Genomic DNA, 16370 nt, shown 5'->3' on the forward strand with positions numbered 1-16370 from the left:
GTTACGACTGCTGCAGCCTGAACTGCGCCATCGCCGCCTGGAGCTGCTCGGATTGCGACTCCAGTGAATGGGTCGCCGCCGTTGCCTGTTCTACCAGCGCCGCGTTCTGCTGCGCCGCTTCATCCATCTGCGTGACCGCGTGATTCACCTGATCGATTCCCCGGCTCTGCTCTTCTGACGCCATGGAAATCTCTTTCATCAGGGCCGTAACCCGCATAACTTCAGCGGCAATCTCATCCATTGTTTCGCCCGCACGCGTCGCCATTTCACTGCCCTCTTTGACGCGCGTTTGTGAATCACCGATCAGCGTACGGATCTCTTTCGCCGCACTGGCACTGCGCTGTGCCAGCGTACGAACCTCATTGGCGACCACGGCAAATCCGCGCCCCTGCTCTCCGGCCCGTGCCGCTTCCACCGCCGCGTTCAGTGCCAGGATATTGGTCTGGAAAGCAATGCCGTCAATGACGCTCAGGATATCGCCGATACGGTTAGCGCTGTCGGTGATTTCATGCATTTTTTCCATAACATAATTCACCACCTCTGCGCCGCGATCGGCACTGTCAGACACGGCGTTAGCCAGCTGATGGGCCTGCTGGGCATTGCTGGCGTTAAGACGGACCGTTGCGGTTAGCTGCTCCATGCTGGCCGCCGTTTGCTCCAGCGATGCCGCTGACTCTTCGGTACGTTGGGAAAGATGGACATTGCCGGCGGCCAGTTCACGGCTACCGATGTCAATTTTCAGGCCGGCTTCGCGCACCTGATTAACCGATTCGCGCAACGCATGCTGCATGCCCGCCAGCGCATTGTTCAGGCGCCCCAGCTCATTATTGCCCGCCAGCGGCAACGTCTGGGACAAATCGCCCGCCGCAATCTGCTCAAGATGGATGATCGCGTTGTTTAGCGGAATCAGCAGCATGCGGCGCAACAGCATCCAGGCCAGCACCAGCAGCAACAACGAGAGTCCGACGGCCACGGCTATCAGCACTTTCATCATGATTTCATTGCGCTGGGCTTCAACTAATTGCGCCTGGGTAATCTCATCGGCTTTTTTACCGAAGGTTTCTACCGCTTTGCTGTATTTCGCCGAAAGCGGCTCCAGCTTGCCCTCCAGCAGCTGGTAGTATTCATCGTTGTACTGTTTATCCAGCGCCTTCATCATTGGCAGGATGCCCTGATCGAGGTAGTCCTTATAGCTGGATGCGATGGCATCGGCCATAATTTTCCCTTCAGCGGTCACGGTACCGGCATCGACAAATCGCTTAAGATTCTGCTGCGATGCCGCGACATCAGCCTGCGCCGTTTTGGTGACCTGCGCGCCCTCATCCAGTAAACCAATCTCAATTTTACGCACCGCCAGCGCAGCACTGGCCCGTGCGCGCATTAAATCGGCATTACTTTGATACAAGCTGTTTAACTCGATTCCCTGAATGCGGTTGATCACATCCAAAGAACGGTTACCTTTATTAATGGCCACAATGCCCATCACACTCACCGCCAACAGCAGCAGTGTCATGAATGCCAGCAACGCCAGCAACCCCGTGCGTAGTGATAACTGTTTCATCTTGATCGTTTCCGTATGAGTAGTAAAAGGCGAAAAAAATTTCGACAACCCTTAAACGGAGAAAGTATCGGCACTGCGATTCGTAAACTTTAACGCCAGTGAATGATTAACCCATTCATTACCGCTAATCTGTTAATGAATCTGAAGGTATTGTGTTAAAAAAACAAAAGGGGAAATCCATGAAAAGAGGATGGGTGTTGCTGTTACTCTTAAGCTGCAACGCAGCAGTTGCGGAGCAGTCCACTATTGATGTCACATTAAATCAATGCCTTAATCAAGCTAATACCACGTTGGCCTTGATGCAATGCCAGGATGCGGCGACCCAGGAATGGGATAAGGAAATGAACACGCAGTACAATGCATTGATGAAAAAATTAAGCGGACAGCCCAGAGAAAAACTGCGTGCCGCACAGCGCGCATGGATGAAATACCGTGAGGCATGGTTAGCGGCGAGCCGCAGCCAACTGAATACGCAGGGCACCCTTGGCCCCGTTGCGCTGGCGGCGCAGAGTACAGCCCTGGTACGCAATCAAACGTTACAACTGCAATCTTTGGCCAATGGCAGTTGCGCTAACCCCGACGATTGTTGATTAATGTCAGTCCGTTGTTGGCTTTTTGCCAATGTTGTCTTTTACCTGCAGGGAAAAATCATGGCTGCTTATGCCTCTACGCTGATATTAATCGGCCTTGCCATACTGAGCTATTTTGTCCACAACACCGCCGTAACCCTTTCTATATTGATTCTGCTGGCCATCAAACTGACCCCGTTGGCGCAGTTCTTCCCTTACGTGGAAAAACAGGGCATTACGATAGGCATTATCATCCTTACGGTGGCGGTCATGGCCCCGCTCGCCAGCGGTTCGTTGCCCGCCTCCTCCCTGATCAAGTCCTTTGCCAGTTGGCAATCCATTGTGGCGGTGCTGGTGGGTATTTTTGTCGCCTGGCTGGGCGGCCGTGGCGTCAGCTATATGAGCGTGCAACCTTCGGTCATTGGCGGGTTGTTGATGGGCACGGTGATTGGTGTGGCGTTTTTCCGCGGCGTCCCGGTAGGGCCATTGATTGCTGCGGGCATTGTTTCCCTGTTCATCACGGCCAAATAGCGTCGAGGAGCATTCCGAAACGCCAAAAAGGGGGCGTACTTTCACAGTCAGTTGGCTATAATAGCCAACACTCAACACACGACGACTGAAGGAATTCCCGATGAGTTTGAACCAGGTGCCAGCAGGTAAAGACCTGCCAGAAGATATCTACGTAATTATTGAGATCCCGGCCAATGCCGATCCGATCAAATATGAAGTTGATAAAGATTCTGGAGCCCTGTTTGTAGATCGCTTCATGTCCACTGCGATGTTCTATCCGTGCAACTATGGTTACATCAACCATACCCTGTCACTGGATGGCGATCCGGTAGACGTGCTGGTCCCTACCCAGTACCCATTGGAGCCAGGCTCAGTGATCCGTTGCCGCCCGGTTGGCGTATTAAAAATGACCGACGAGTCAGGTGAAGATGCCAAGCTGGTTGCCGTTCCGCATACCAAGCTCACCAAAGAATACGATCACATTAAAGATGTGAACGACCTGCCAGAGCTGCTGCGTGCGCAGATCACCCATTTCTTTGAGCACTACAAAGATCTGGAAAAAGGCAAATGGGTTAAGGTTGACGGCTGGGATAACGCTGAAGCAGCGAAAGCTGAGATCATCTCTTCTTTCGAGCGTGCGGCGAAGAAATAAATCCCCTTGCGCTGAAACGCCCTACCGCTTTTCAGCACAGGACAAAAGGCAAACGACGTTTTCCTTTGTCATACATACAGGCCCTGCTACGGGCCTGTATTTTTTTGTCGTTATTCAGTTGCTTCGTTGCGGGCTGGCCGCCTGTTAGTGCTGGCATCCCTTTAATGTGAAATCGACGGTTAAACGATCGCGATACTTATACAGGTCATAGTCCTGATTATGCGCAATGCGTTCTCCATGGCACATCGACATGACCACATCCTCATGGCTTACCGTAATATCGTCCTGTATGGGAACCCTGAGAAGACACGATAATGAGGCAGGCTGGAGAGTCGCCTGAAAACAGGAATAAAAGGGTTCATCAAGATCATGAACCCTTTTATCTGAATGGCATTCAGCTTAACTGGCTGGTGAGTCCAACGAATTAATCGCTTTCCTGCTCCTCTTCACGTTTCAGCCAGTCGCCGCTCATAATGCGCTGACGTCCTGAAACTGAACGTTGATAAACATAAAGCCACGCGCTCCCAAACGGCGTCTGAATCAGAAAACGTTTGTATTCTCCGCCTTTGGTGCGAAGCGCATCTAACTCGGCGAGGATGGAGGCATCAATTCGGTATACTTCGCAATATACCGTTCCTTCGCCAGTAATCACGCCGGGATAGTGACCCAGACTGTAAAGCTCATAGCCCTCAATCTGATGGTCACCCAACCATTGCGCGTGTGTCATCCAGTGACTGTTTCCCTGTTTGCGCCGTAAACTGCCATAGACAATTATTCGCATTGCTAAAACTCAAACTGATAAAGCAAATCAAGAGCCTGATCCACACCGGACACGGCTTCCAAATAGAGTTTGGGCATCAGGCGGTAACGCAAGGTTAACGTTGCCAGTGAATCAAAAATGCCCACTCCGTATTTTACTTGTAGACCCGGCAGTACATAGCCGCTGACCTGCACCTGTTGACTGTCGCCAACGCCGGTGGTGTCGAGAGCAAGGTTACTTACACCGAACGTCTCGCCGATTTTACCCACAACCTGCCCACTTTGTGCAACCCCTAAGCCGACTAACGCCGAAGTTAGTGCGTTACCGTCACCGTCGCTTTTCAGTCCCTGACCCCGTAACAGGTATGAAAGGGCTTCCTGCTGTGACATCGCCGGATCGGAGAACACTTCTACTTTTGGCTCGTCTGCCAGCCCCGTGACGCGCAACCCTGCGGTGACGCCATCCTCTGTTGCATCCGGATTACGAATCGCCTCCAGGTTGAGATAAGGCTGGTCTGGCGGGCCTGCAAACTGCAGTTCACCTTTGCGTACGATCAAGTCCTGACCATAGGCATGGAAACGGCCGGATGGAATGTTGATCTGTCCATTAAGCCCCAGTCCGGATTTATCCTGCACCATTTTCAGATCGCCATTGAGCCGGGCTTTTAGTCCAAAGGCCGACAGACGTACGTCGTTTCCGACGTGAATGGTCAGGTTACTGTTAATCGGTATTGAGGCGGTTTTAGGCTCAATCGGTTTGAGGTTCTTATCCAGCATCACCTCGTCAGAGGAGACGCCCACGGCGCTCTCTGGCACCTCTTGTACCGTGATGCGCGCCCATGGGATATCCACCCGGCCGTCAAGGTTAAAGGCGGCTGGCGTAGCCTCAAAGACCACATCCGGGGAAACGTCCATGCGCACCATGGGCGGCACGGTGACGCGAACCCGACTGCCTTTAGCGGCAACGCGCGCACGCCAGTTATCCAACTGACTCCAGTCCGCATCACCACTCAGGTTAATGTTGCCCTGTGCGGTCTGGAGCAGGCCATTCAGCGTCGAACTCATGCCGTTAAACACCATATTCAGGCTGGCACTGGTGAGATCCACCGGCATGAAGTTGCCTTTTACATTCACATCTTTGAGGCCGAGTTGACCAAAAATCTGCGGCTGCTGTGCTGTTCCTCCCAGACGCAGATTACTGTTCAGATTGCCTTTGATGCTTTCGCCCTGCATCAACGCCGGGTTGATCATTGCCAGGGAGATGTTGCGGATATTCACGTTGCCGCCCAGCGCACGGCGCTGCTGCGGATCGGTAATCTGCACATTGCCGTCCAGTTGACCGTTATTCACGATGCGAATCAGCCAGTCGAGCTGAGCCCGTCCGTCCCGCAGTGCCGCATTAACGTTAATCGTGTTAAAGGCGATGGGCAGCGTATTGCCCTGCACATCCTGCGCGACTTTCACGTTGTTACTCTTCAGCGCCAGCGTGCCGACGGGCAGTTTACCCTCCGCCGTCCAGTTGACGCGGGCATCACCGCTGAACACGCCGCTCAGCTGCGTTTGATCGGTCAGGAAGGGTTTCAACATTGCCAGATCGAAGCGGTTTAACACCACGTGAGCATGACCACTGGGGCCGGCTTCAATGGGCTCTGGCACACAAAGCTGTGCATTGGGGTTTTGCCAGCAGTGGGGGCCGATCGTCGCGCTCTGTTTCTGATTAAAATAGTCAATGGTCATCGCACGCGTCAGTCGCCATTCACCCACCGGCGTGTCAAAACGCGTATTATTAAGGCTGCCTTTCCACGTCTCTGTCTGACGGTCAAAGCTGCCGTTGAGCGCAAGCTGTCCTGATACCGGCTCACCCTGTACGTTGAGTTTGAGCTGGTGCTGCTTTTCATCACCCTCGGCATTGAGCGTCAGCAGGCTGATGTTGAGTGCATCCTGTTTTAGCTGTTCAACCCGCAATTGAAGTTTACCGGCGATCTGATCGCTGGAGCGCACGTCGCTTTTCAGGGTGATGCGGCGGACAAGCAGTTGCTGCCAGCGTAAACCCGTGGCGGTAAGATCGGCCAGCAACTGTGGCGCTTTCAGCGTACCGCGTGCTTTGATATCCCCTTTCACCACGCCGCCCAGGCCTGGAAGTGCATTATCAAGACGGGGCGCATCAACGTTGGCATCCAGGTTCAGGCTATCTGCCAGACTGCCTTTTATCTCCAGGTGATTGCGTCCCAGCGCTATTTTGATGCCGGGGATATCCCATTGGTTGTAGCTGTTGCCCCTTAAGGTCCCCTCTGCGCTGACCACATTCTGCTTAACGTTACCTTTTAGCATCAGTTGCGGTACGCTGACCTGCCAGCTGCCGCCATACAGGCTGCCGCGCGTGGTAATGTTGCCGTTCAGCTTTGCCGGCCAGTCAGGATACTGGCGTGCGGTATTGATGCCGTCCAGCGTCAACTCACTGCGCCAGCTGATCGCTTTGCTCCAGTCCACCAGCGCTGTCAGATCAACGTTGCCCTGTAACACCGCCACACGCAGCTTATCCAGACTGAACTGCTGAACGTTGCCTTTCCCCTCCAGGGCGACCGTCGCAGGCGGCACCGACTCCCCTTTGACCGACGTACGGAGCGACATGACATAGTCAGTCGCCTTGCCGTTGAACTGGTAGTGAAGATCGTCGGCCTGATACTGAACCGGCCCTGTCAGGGGCCAGCGTAACTGCGGACTGGTCAGGTTGAGCGCCAGCGGAAGCCCAATAACGGCGGGCTGGGCGCTGGCATCGAGCTGCGCGCGCACCGGGCCTGAAAGCGTTAGCGCCAGTTTCAACTCGTCGCGCATCGCGCCTTTTACTGTCAGATTTAGCTTTTCGCCTTTCACCGGATCAACGTTCACGTCACCGTTTAGCGCCAAATCAACGGGCCAGTTGTCGGCCAGCGTCGCCTGACCGCTGCCGTTCAGCTTGCCCAGGTTTGAATCCACCGCCAGCGTTTGCAACTGCATATGCCGGTCGAGGGTTTTTGCCTTCACCTGCAATCGGCTCACCGTAATATCGGTATCCCCAGTAATCCGCAACTGCTCGCCCACAATGTCCTGTACATCAATGTCCAGCGGAAGCTGAAAGTCGGGCAGTTCAGGCAACAGCGGTTTGGCAAACATCGCCTGTAAGGTTTCGCCCAGCGGCTTCTCGTCGGGCTTCGGCTGCTGTATTTTGGGCTGCACCACCTGCTCTTTTGCCACCTGCGCCGCTTTCGGCAGCGCAATCAGCAGGCTTTGAATATGGGTGGGATTGAGCGTCAGCGCACGATCCTGCCACTGCAGGCCGGTGGTAAAATCCACCAGCGAAATAGCGGTATCATCCACTTTCACGTTTATATTGTGCAGGCCCACGTGGCGCAGGGCGATCGGATAGGGCGTGCTGAGGTTTGTCTTGCCGCTTTCTTCTTCCGGCGGCGCGGTGGAGGGCGTCATCTTTTTGCTGTCGACCACCACGCTGATATCCTTCAGCGTAAGATCGTTCACACAAACAGACGAGTGCAGCAGGCAGTTAAGATCCACGGCCAGATGGATATTGCCCGCGTTAACGCTGACGCCAGGCATCTCATAGCGCAATCCACTGAGGGTAAGATTACGCCAGCCACCGTCCACTTTGTTGATGGATAGCCCCGGCACCCAGCGCGTAGCGCCCTTCAGCACCAGATGTAATCCCGGCGTTGTACCAATCAAAAATGCCAGGCCGGCAAACAGCAGCACTAAAAAAATCAAAAAGCCAATCAGGACCTTTTTCCAGCGCGTCATAATTCAGGCCCCAATCCTACGTAAAATTGCACACCATGCTCCTCGCTGTCCCCAATAGGGCGGGCAATATCAAACTTAATGGGCCCCACGGGTGATGCCCAGCGTACGCCGATACCGGCACCGGTTTTGATATTGCTTTGACTGATGTCATTAACGGCCTCACCGGAGTCAATAAACACCGCACCCCACCATTTGCCGCTGACGTTGTATTGATATTCCAGCGAACCGGTGGCCATTTTCGAGGCCCCGGTCAGTTTGCCGTCACTGTCACGGGGCGAAACGTTTTTGTATTTATAACCGCGAATGCTGCGATCCCCGCCGGCGAAGAAACGCAGGTCCGGCGGCACCCTGTCGAAGTCGTTGGTTTCAATCCATCCCACCGTGCCGCGCGCGATAAAGCGGTTCTTTTCGCCCAGTGTGCGGATCCAGACGTTTTGCGCCTGCAGGATCAAGAAATCGACATCCGATCCCCAGGTGGTATCGGACACATCGGCGGAATAACGCTGCGAGTCGCCCCAGGTGGGCATTAAGCCCCCGCGCGAACGGGTGCGGTTGAGACTGACGCCGGGATAGAGCAGCATCGTGGTGTTAGTGACGTTACCCTGTGTAAAGTGGTCCAGGCTCCAGCGCAGATTAAGGGCTCTTTGCCAGCCGCTGCTGCTGTCCCAGTTACGTGATACCGCCAGCGTACTGGTGTCCGCCTTGGTATCGTTGAGGTCGGTGCGCTTCAGGCCGCCCGAGAACGTGTAGTACTGCTCCAGGGGGCTTTTCAGCAAGGGGACTTTATAACTGAGATCGACCTGCTGCTCGGGGGCAGAAACATAGGCACTGGCGACCATGCTGTGACCGCGATCGTTAACCCAGGGCTTTCTCCACGTTCCTTTCAGGCGCGGTCCGACATCGGTTGAATAACCGACACCGGCTTCGATGGTGTTTTTAGCGCGGGGCGATACCACCGCATTCAAGGGCAGGACTTTGGTTTTACGTCCCTGCTTAAACTCAGGCGCAACCACAACTGACTGGAACCAGCCGGTCGCAGAAAGACGGCGGTTAAGCTCCGCCAGATCGCGCGAGCTGTAGTAATCGCCCTCTTTAAAAGGGACTAAATTTTGCAAATAGGCTTCGCGAATCTGCGAACCTTCAAAGCTGACATTGCCAAAACGATAGCGCGGGCCGCTGTTGTAATCGAGATCCCAAAAGGCTTCGTGGCGCGCAACGGAAACGCCCAGCTCGCTTTTCTCAAACTCACCGTCGAAATAGCCGTTACGGAGGGCAAGGTTAGTGAAGCCGCTTTTGAATTTGTCGTACTGCCCGTGATTCAGCACCGTTCCGACTTTGGGGCGCCCCTGCGCGATCCAGTTTTTATAGTCCGCATCGTTTTTAGCCTGGCCGGTGACGATAATCGTACTGCCCGCAATTTTTACCGGCTGACCGGGCGTGACGCGGGCGATTAACACCGGACGGCCGCCCTGAGGTGGCGCGGGCCGGGATACGAAGTCGATATCCGGCTCATAATAGCCAAGCGCACGCAGCCCCTCTTTTATTGCCGCGGATACGCGGGAGCGAAAGCGGCCATCGTTGGTGACTTCATCGCTGCCAATAGTCGACAGGCGTGCCCTGACGTTTTTTTGCAGTTCTCCGGTTAGCCCTTCCAGCTGTAGTCGAACCGGCGCTGCCCCGAAGGCGGGCGCGACGAGTAGTAAACCCGCCATGCAATAAACATAAAATCGTGGCACCTGTACTCCTGTCTGTCATGCCTGCCCCATTCCACAGGGCGCGTGTTAATCCTCGTTACCGATACGATCGCGACGGCAACTCACTCATCATAGCCGCACTTTTTGCTAACTGGCAGTGTACAACGAGTTATAAGTCAAATTGAGCATTATTGTCGGCAAAACCCACTTACGTTACAACGATGTTGTTACGTCGCAGGCGCGATTGCCGTTTGTCCGCCTGACCGGGCGGTTGATGACAGGCTGCCCGATGGCCTCACAGGACGCCACCGATTGCCCTCTGGCGGCGGCATCGTCGCTGCTGCTATAATCACCCACCACAGGCATCCCGCCTGTCTTCATTTCTGCCCCGACGCTCACGCATTGTGTTAAATAGGCGCAGACATTTTTGGCACGGATAGCTCCCCTTGCGTCACCAGCACAGGGAATGACCGCCTAAACCGCACGCTGCCCAGGCCAAAAATGACAAGTGAATAACTCTTTGGATCTCATATGCTTGATAGCTTACTTGTCATTCTGCTACTGATCGTAATCAGTGCTTTTTTCTCTCTTTCGGAAATCTCGCTGGCCGCCGCCCGCAAGATTAAGCTGAAACTTCTGGCCGACGAAGGCAACATCAACGCTCAGCGCGTTTTGAAAATGCAGGAAACACCCGGCATGTTCTTTACCGTGGTGCAAATCGGCCTGAATGCCGTGGCGATCCTCGGTGGTATCGTCGGTGATGCGGCGTTTTCGCCCGCGTTTTCCAGCCTGTTTAACCGCTTTATGTCGCATGAACTTGCCGAACAGCTTAGCTTTATCTGCTCGTTTACCATCGTGACCAGCCTGTTTATTCTGTTTGCCGACCTGACCCCGAAACGCGTCGGTATGATCGCGCCCGAAACCATCGCCCTGCGCATTATCAATCCCATGCGCTTCTGCTTGCTGGTGATGCGCCCGCTGGTGTGGCTGTTCAACGGTCTGGCCAACGTCTTCTTTCGCATTTTTAAACTGCCGATGGTGCGTAAAGACGATATTACCTCTGACGATATTTATGCGGTTGTCGAAGCCGGTGCGCTGGCCGGTGTGCTGCGTAAGCAGGAGCACGAACTCATTGAGAACGTGTTTGAACTGGAGTCGCGTACCGTCCCTTCCTCCATGACCTCACGCGAAAACATTGTCTGGTTCGATCTGCACGAAGATGAAGTCAGCCTGAAAACCAAAATCGCTCAACATCCTCACTCTAAATTCCTGGTCTGTAATGGCGATATTGACCACATTGTGGGCTATGTCGACTCTAAAGAGCTCCTGCTGCGCGTGCTGGGAAATCAGAGCATGGCGCTGAACAGCGGGGTTCAGATCCGATCGGCGCTTATTGTGCCCGATACGCTGACGTTATCTGAGGCGCTGGAAAGCTTTAAGACGGCGGGTGACGATTTTGCGGTCATCATGAACGAGTACGCGCTGGTGGTGGGCATCATTACACTCAACGACGTCATGACCACGCTGATGGGCGACCTGGTGGGCCAGGGCATGGAAGAGCAAATCGTCGCACGTGACGAAAACTCCTGGCTGGTGGAAGGCGGTACGCCGATAGATGATGTCATGCGCGTGCTGGATATTGATGATTTTCCGCAGTCAGGTAACTACGAAACCATTGGCGGCTTTATGATGTATATGCTGCGCAAAATCCCGAAGCGCACAGACTTTGTGAAGTTTGCCGGTTACAAGTTCGAAGTGGTGGATATCGACAGCTACCGAATTGACCAGCTACTGGTGACGCGGATTGATGAACGCCCGCCGATGCTGAATGTGGCAAAAACCGAAGAGTAGAAACACTAAGGGCGCCAACGGCGCCCTGTTATTTAGTTGAACTCTAGCTTGAGACGAACGACCTGGCGGTTAATTTCTGACATCACGCTCAGGTGCTGTTTGTCTTTGACCCGTGGGATCAGGACTTTACCTTTATCAAACTCGAATGCGCCAACATCCTTGATGTACAACCTTCCTTTAAACAGCGTCTTAACATATTTTGCTATCTGTAGTGGATTATAGCGCTGGAAGATTTTCATAGTGATTAACTCCTTAATTTTTAAGCACGCTTCACCGTTGCCAAATTCGGTACGGATCCATGAAGCGCGAATTCGAGATAAACTATAGAACACTCTGTTTGCTTCGCACGATAAGAAATAAATTTTTTTACCGTTCTGACACAACATTACAGAATACTCTGTTATTTACTTTTCACTATTCAGTGTAAACCTTCATTGGTTAAAGAATTGTGTTGTCGATAGCAAAGCTGACAGCTTTTTGAGACAGCCGCATCATCCCTACTTAATATGACAGTGGAATGACTAACTGGTCTGATCACTGGAGAGAATAATGATGCGTGCAACACTGGCAGCACTGGCTTTATCGTTGTTGATTCCCGTTAGCGCGCTGGCGCATAACATTGAGCTGGGCAAACGTGTGCCAGCAGTGGGCGTCAACGACAAAGGCGAGCTGATTTTACAGCAGGAAAAATTCAGTTATAAAAACTGGAACAGCGCTCAGCTGAGCGGAAAAGTCCGCGTAGTACAGCATATTGCCGGGCGCTCATCCGCGAAAGAGATGAACGCGGCGCTGGTTGAAGCTATCAAGGCAGCGAAATTGCCTCACGACCGCTATCAGACCACCACCATTGTTAATACCGATGATGCCATTCCTGGCACCAGCATGTTCGTACGCAGCAGTATTCACAGTAATAAGCAGCAGTATCCCTGGTCGCAGTTTATCGTCGACAGCAATGGCAATGTGCAGCACGCCTGGCAATTACAGCAGGGCGGCTCGGCTATTGTGGTACTGGATAAAACGGGTCAGGTTAAATACGTTAAAGACGGGGCGCTCTCTCAGCAGGAGGTGCAGCAGGTGATGAGCTTATTAAAATCGCTGTTGCAGGACTGAAGGCGGAAAGCGGGAGGGCTGCGCCTCCCGCACTGGGTTAAAACAGCGAGACGCGAAAGCCGGGATTAAGAAAAGATTCACGCGGTGCATAGTCCAGTGTTCTTCCCTGCCAGTCGTGAACGTGAGCACCCGCGGCCGCGGCAACGGCATGACCCGCTCCGGTATCCCAAATATTGGTTGGCCCAAAGCGCGGATAGAGCTGTGCTTTCCCTTCTGCCACCAGGCAAAACTTCAGTGATGACCCGGTTGCCACCGTCTGATGTTCCCCCAGTTGCTTGAGGTACTCTTTCATCTCGTCGTCGTCGTTGTGCGAACGGCTCACCACCACTAACGGTGGACGCGCATCAAGCACATGAATCTGTTGTCGCTCGCCGTTCTCTTCTTTCCAGGCTTTGCCCTCTGCGGCGGAATACATCACGCCCAGCGCGGGGGCATAAACCACGCCCATTACCGGTTTGCCCTGCTCAATCAGCGCAATATTCACGGTAAATTCGCCGTTACGTTTGATAAATTCTTTGGTGCCATCCAGCGGGTCAACCAGCCAGTAACGTTGCCAGTGCTGGCGAACCTCCCAGCCGGGCGGATCTTCCTCTGACAGCACCGGAATATCCGGTGTCAGCTGTTTTAAGCCCGACACAATCACATCATGAGCGGCCAGGTCTGCCGCCGTGACAGGAGAATCATCCGCTTTGTGAGAAACGTCTGTCGGAACGGAACCGTTGTAGACCTGCATAATCGCGTCGCCTGCTTCACGCGCCAGTTGGCTTATTTGCTCTAACATTTTCCACCTCATGTATGAGAATGCTACGCGTTAACTGTCATACCCGTTGGAATACAGTCTAGCAGCTTCACGTTCATCTCTGATTTCAGGCAAACATTCTGAATCATTTTTCAGGTATATCAACATAATAGAAAAAAATGGCAACGATATCCTTTTACAAAGCCTGCAACGCGTTTCGCCCGACCCCAGCGTGCGGCTGGCTCAAAACGTTATCTTCATCACGATTTAATCTGCCCTTTCATCAGAGTTTTACATTATTTTTGTAGCCTTGATCTATTAGCTTTGGGAGCGAGCATGTTTAAGGCGGGAATGATGTTACTGGCGTTGAGCGTTTCAGTTGCAGCACAGGGAGCCACCGTGGATTTACGCGTGCTGGAAACGACCGATCTGCACAGCAATATAATGGACTTCGACTACTACAAAGATACGCCCACGGAAAAATATGGTCTGGTGCGCACCGCCTCGTTAATCCATGCGGCGCGTCAGGAAGCCACCAACAGCGTTTTGGTAGACAATGGCGATCTTATTCAGGGCAGCCCGCTGGGCGACTATATGGCCGCAAAAGGGCTCAAACAGGGCGATATCCATCCTGTCTATAAAGCCATGAATACGCTTGATTACAGCGTCGGTACGTTGGGCAACCATGAGTTTAACTACGGCCTGCCATACCTGCAAAAAGCGCTGGCTGGCGCGCGCTTCCCCTATGTGAATGCGAACGTTATCGATCTGAAAAGCGGTAAGCCTCTGTTTACGCCCTACCTGATTAAACCGACCCGCGTGACCGATCGTGAGGGTAAAACACATACCCTGCAGGTGGGCTATATCGGCTTTGTCCCGCCGCAAATTATGGTGTGGGATAAAGCCAACCTGCACGACAAGGTGCGGGTGGATGACATCACAGAAACCGCACGTCGCTATGTCCCAGAGATGCGCGCTAAAGGCGCGGATGTTGTTATCGCCCTTGCCCACTCCGGTCTGAGTAGCGAACCTTATCAGGCCATGGCTGAAAATTCTGTTTATTACCTCAGCGAGGTCGCAGGCATTGATGCCATTATGTTTGGCCATGCGCACGCCGTTTTCCCGGGCAAGGAGTTTGCACGGATTAAAGGTGCGGATATTGAGAAAGGAACCCTTAACGGTATTCCTGCGGTGATGCCGGGCATGTGGGGCGATCATCTTGGCGTGGTGGATCTGGCGCTGAGCAACGCAGGTGGCCGCTGGCACGTTACTCAAGGCACCGCACAGGCGCGCCCTGTCTATGACACCGCAAACAAGACATCGCTGGCCGCAGAAGATCCGGCACTGGTTAACGTCCTGAAAGACGATCACCATGCCACCCGCGAGTTTGTCGCTCAGCCCATCGGAAAATCCGCCGACGTGATGTACAGCTACCTGTCGCTGGTTCAGGACGATCCCACCGTTCAGATTGTGAATAACGCTCAGCGCGCCTACGTGGAGCATTTTATTCAGGGCGATCCCGATCTGGCGACGCTGCCAGTGCTGTCGGCCGCTGCGCCGTTTAAAGCCGGTGGACGTAAGAACGATCCTGCCAGCTACGTGGAAGTGGAGAAAGGTGACCTGACGTTCCGAAATGCGGCGGATCTTTATCTCTATCCCAATACGCTGGTGGTGATGAAAGTGAGCGGCGAGCAGGTAAAAGAGTGGCTGGAATGCTCCGCAGGCCAGTTTAATCAGATCGATCCGACCAGCACCCGTACGCAATCGTTAATTAACTGGAATTTCCGCACCTATAACTTCGACGTGATCGACGGTGTGAGTTACCAGATTGATGTGACACAGCCGGCCCGTTATGACGAAGAGTGCCAACTGATTCATCCTGATGCCTCACGTGTTAAGGATCTTCGCTGGCAGGGGCAACCCATCGATCCTAAAGCAACCTTCCTGGTGGCGACCAATAACTACCGGGCCTACAGCGGTAAATTCGCGGGTACGGGCGACAAGTACATTGCTTTTGCCTCACCGGATGAAAACCGCTCAATCCTGGCGGCCTATATCAGCGCAGAAACCAAAAAGCAGGGGGAAGTGCGCCCTCAGGCTGACAATAACTGGCGGCTGGCGACGATCAAGGCTGCACAGCCTCTTGATATTCGCTTTGAAACCGCGCCCGGTGATAAAGCCACGCACTTTATTCAACAGCATGCGCAGTATCCAATGAAGGCAACAGGGAATGACGAGACGGGATTTGCTCTCTGGCAGGTAAATTTACAGCAGTAAGAGGGCTAAGGGCGGCATCGCGCCGCCCTTTTATCCTTACAGGATTTCCAGCAGCTCAACTTCAAAAATCAGGGTGCTGAATGGCGGGATGGACGCACCCGCACCGCGCTCGCCGTAAGCGAGGTTGTGTGGAATAACCAGTTCCCATTTGGAACCCACCGGCATCAGCGTCAGCGCTTCGATCCAGCCCGCAATCACGCCGGTAACCGGGAATTCAGCCGGTTCGCCGCGAGCGACTGAGCTGTCAAAGACGGTGCCGTCGATCAGTTTACCGGTGTAATGCACGCGTACGCGGTCCTGGCGCGATGGAATCGGACCTTCCCCCTGCGTCATCACGCTGAACTGTAAACCTGACTCGGTGCTGCTGACGCCTTCGCGCTGGGCATGGTCCTGCAGGAAAGCCTGGCCTTCTGCGGCCATCGCTTCCACGCGCTCACGACGCACGCTTTCCGCACGCTCATGGACTTCACGCAGCGCGCGATGGACCACATCAACAGGCACCGCGGGTGAGTTCCCTTCCAGCGCGTCGCGCAGGCCCGCGAGCAGTGCTTCTGGCTGCAGCCCCTGCAGACCAGACTCCAGCAGCTGCTGGCCAACCTGTAAACCAATACCGTAACTTGCTTGTGCTTCGACGCTGTCGAAAGAAGGGGTAGTCATCTTCGTTCCTTTCACTCTCGGATATAGTAAGACGGGCAGCATAGCAGCGCAGGCCGCTGGCGTAAAATCCACAGCGCCGCAGATGACTTTTGCTGGCGAAAGAGAAACAATACGCAGGTCAAATTTATCAATGCTGGCAGGCACTTCGCGTCCACATTGCCCATACTGTATAAGTGACAAGTTTTTCCTTGTCAGTGGC

The 16370-nt window shown here is 53.8% G+C and carries 14 protein-coding genes; 7 read left to right on the forward strand and 7 right to left on the reverse strand.

The features are described from left to right. Position 1 precedes the first annotated feature (1 nt). Complete coding sequence (locus NYE92_RS12305; RefSeq protein ID WP_019104898.1) at positions 2-1561, reverse strand: methyl-accepting chemotaxis protein; 1560 nt, start codon at positions 1559-1561, stop codon at positions 2-4. Positions 1562-1740: 179 nt separating this feature from the next. Here NYE92_RS12305 and NYE92_RS12310 point away from each other — a divergent pair, with 179 nt between their 5' ends. The 3 genes from NYE92_RS12310 to ppa all read left to right on the forward strand — a co-directional run bounded on the left by NYE92_RS12310 (position 1741) and on the right by ppa (position 3292). Then, a complete protein-coding gene (locus NYE92_RS12310) occupies positions 1741-2151 on the forward strand; it encodes a lysozyme inhibitor LprI family protein (protein ID WP_259019503.1) in 411 nt (136 codons plus the stop codon). A 60-nt stretch (positions 2152-2211) separates the two neighbouring features. After that, on the forward strand, positions 2212-2661 hold the full coding sequence (locus NYE92_RS12315; protein ID WP_022622414.1) for a DUF441 domain-containing protein: 450 nt from the start codon (positions 2212-2214) through the stop codon (positions 2659-2661). 100 nt (positions 2662-2761) lie between these two features. Continuing rightward, positions 2762-3292 (forward strand): inorganic diphosphatase, encoded by a 531-nt coding sequence (ppa, locus tag NYE92_RS12320; RefSeq protein ID WP_013027376.1) that lies wholly within the window; start codon positions 2762-2764, stop codon positions 3290-3292. A 424-nt stretch (positions 3293-3716) separates the two neighbouring features. On the opposite strand, the gene NYE92_RS12325 is transcribed toward ppa, so the two are convergent. The 3 genes from NYE92_RS12325 to NYE92_RS12335 are packed head-to-tail and all read right to left on the reverse strand — an operon-like array spanning position 3717 to position 9555. Then, entirely contained in the window at positions 3717-4073 is a 357-nt protein-coding gene (locus NYE92_RS12325; protein ID WP_013027378.1) for a gamma-glutamylcyclotransferase, read from the reverse strand. Between the two features lie 2 nt (positions 4074-4075). Further along, a complete protein-coding gene (locus NYE92_RS12330) occupies positions 4076-7843 on the reverse strand; it encodes a translocation/assembly module TamB domain-containing protein (protein ID WP_259019043.1) in 3768 nt (1255 codons plus the stop codon). Further along, positions 7840-9555, reverse strand: coding sequence for an autotransporter assembly complex family protein (locus NYE92_RS12335; RefSeq protein WP_014594713.1), 1716 nt, complete (start codon positions 9553-9555; stop codon positions 7840-7842). Before NYE92_RS12335 ends, NYE92_RS12330 begins: the two co-directional genes overlap by 4 nt. Positions 9556-9718: 163 nt before the next feature. Here NYE92_RS12335 and NYE92_RS12340 point away from each other — a divergent pair, with 163 nt between their 5' ends. Then, the gene (locus NYE92_RS12340; RefSeq protein ID WP_181134758.1) at positions 9719-9886 is read left to right on the forward strand and encodes a hypothetical protein; all 168 of its coding nucleotides are present in this window, start codon (positions 9719-9721) and stop codon (positions 9884-9886) included. Between the two features lie 182 nt (positions 9887-10068). After that, the gene (locus tag NYE92_RS12345) at positions 10069-11388 is read left to right on the forward strand and encodes a hemolysin family protein (RefSeq protein WP_013027381.1); all 1320 of its coding nucleotides are present in this window, start codon (positions 10069-10071) and stop codon (positions 11386-11388) included. Positions 11389-11420: 32 nt separating this feature from the next. On the opposite strand, the gene NYE92_RS12350 is transcribed toward NYE92_RS12345, so the two are convergent. Beyond that, positions 11421-11627, reverse strand: coding sequence for a DUF1107 domain-containing protein (locus NYE92_RS12350; protein WP_003855513.1), 207 nt, complete (start codon positions 11625-11627; stop codon positions 11421-11423). A 313-nt stretch (positions 11628-11940) separates the two neighbouring features. On the opposite strand from NYE92_RS12350, the gene NYE92_RS12355 reads away from it, so the two are divergent. Next, complete coding sequence (locus NYE92_RS12355) at positions 11941-12498, forward strand: YtfJ family protein (protein WP_024471139.1); 558 nt, start codon at positions 11941-11943, stop codon at positions 12496-12498. 37 nt (positions 12499-12535) lie between these two features. Here NYE92_RS12355 and cysQ read toward each other — a convergent pair whose 3' ends face one another. Beyond that, a complete protein-coding gene (gene cysQ / locus NYE92_RS12360; protein WP_014604907.1) occupies positions 12536-13279 on the reverse strand; it encodes a 3'(2'),5'-bisphosphate nucleotidase CysQ in 744 nt (247 codons plus the stop codon). A gap of 294 nt (positions 13280-13573) precedes the next feature. Here cysQ and NYE92_RS12365 point away from each other — a divergent pair, with 294 nt between their 5' ends. Then, positions 13574-15514 (forward strand): bifunctional 2',3'-cyclic-nucleotide 2'-phosphodiesterase/3'-nucleotidase, encoded by a 1941-nt coding sequence (locus NYE92_RS12365; RefSeq protein ID WP_028715850.1) that lies wholly within the window; start codon positions 13574-13576, stop codon positions 15512-15514. A gap of 36 nt (positions 15515-15550) precedes the next feature. On the opposite strand, the gene fklB is transcribed toward NYE92_RS12365, so the two are convergent. After that, positions 15551-16171: an FKBP-type peptidyl-prolyl cis-trans isomerase gene (gene fklB, locus NYE92_RS12370; RefSeq protein WP_014604905.1), complete on the reverse strand. Its 621-nt coding sequence runs from the start codon at positions 16169-16171 to the stop codon at positions 15551-15553. Between the last annotated feature and the right edge of the window lie 199 nt (positions 16172-16370).

The organism is Pantoea sp. B566 (assembly GCF_024793925.1).
Lineage (GTDB): Bacteria > Pseudomonadota > Gammaproteobacteria > Enterobacterales > Enterobacteriaceae > Pantoea > Pantoea ananatis.

Coding starts and splice junctions, on each gene's coding strand:
- NYE92_RS12305 (WP_019104898.1), bottom strand. CDS start 1,561: ATGAAACAGTTATCACTACGCACGGGGTTGCTGGCGTTGCTGGCATTC.
- NYE92_RS12310 (WP_259019503.1), top strand. CDS start 1,741: ATGAAAAGAGGATGGGTGTTGCTGTTACTCTTAAGCTGCAACGCAGCA.
- NYE92_RS12315 (WP_022622414.1), top strand. CDS start 2,212: ATGGCTGCTTATGCCTCTACGCTGATATTAATCGGCCTTGCCATACTG.
- ppa (WP_013027376.1), top strand. CDS start 2,762: ATGAGTTTGAACCAGGTGCCAGCAGGTAAAGACCTGCCAGAAGATATC.
- NYE92_RS12325 (WP_013027378.1), bottom strand. CDS start 4,073: ATGCGAATAATTGTCTATGGCAGTTTACGGCGCAAACAGGGAAACAGT.
- NYE92_RS12330 (WP_259019043.1), bottom strand. CDS start 7,843: ATGACGCGCTGGAAAAAGGTCCTGATTGGCTTTTTGATTTTTTTAGTG.
- NYE92_RS12335 (WP_014594713.1), bottom strand. CDS start 9,555: ATGGCGGGTTTACTACTCGTCGCGCCCGCCTTCGGGGCAGCGCCGGTT.
- NYE92_RS12345 (WP_013027381.1), top strand. CDS start 10,069: ATGCTTGATAGCTTACTTGTCATTCTGCTACTGATCGTAATCAGTGCT.
- NYE92_RS12350 (WP_003855513.1), bottom strand. CDS start 11,627: ATGAAAATCTTCCAGCGCTATAATCCACTACAGATAGCAAAATATGTT.
- NYE92_RS12355 (WP_024471139.1), top strand. CDS start 11,941: ATGCGTGCAACACTGGCAGCACTGGCTTTATCGTTGTTGATTCCCGTT.
- cysQ (WP_014604907.1), bottom strand. CDS start 13,279: ATGTTAGAGCAAATAAGCCAACTGGCGCGTGAAGCAGGCGACGCGATT.
- NYE92_RS12365 (WP_028715850.1), top strand. CDS start 13,574: ATGTTTAAGGCGGGAATGATGTTACTGGCGTTGAGCGTTTCAGTTGCA.
- fklB (WP_014604905.1), bottom strand. CDS start 16,171: ATGACTACCCCTTCTTTCGACAGCGTCGAAGCACAAGCAAGTTACGGT.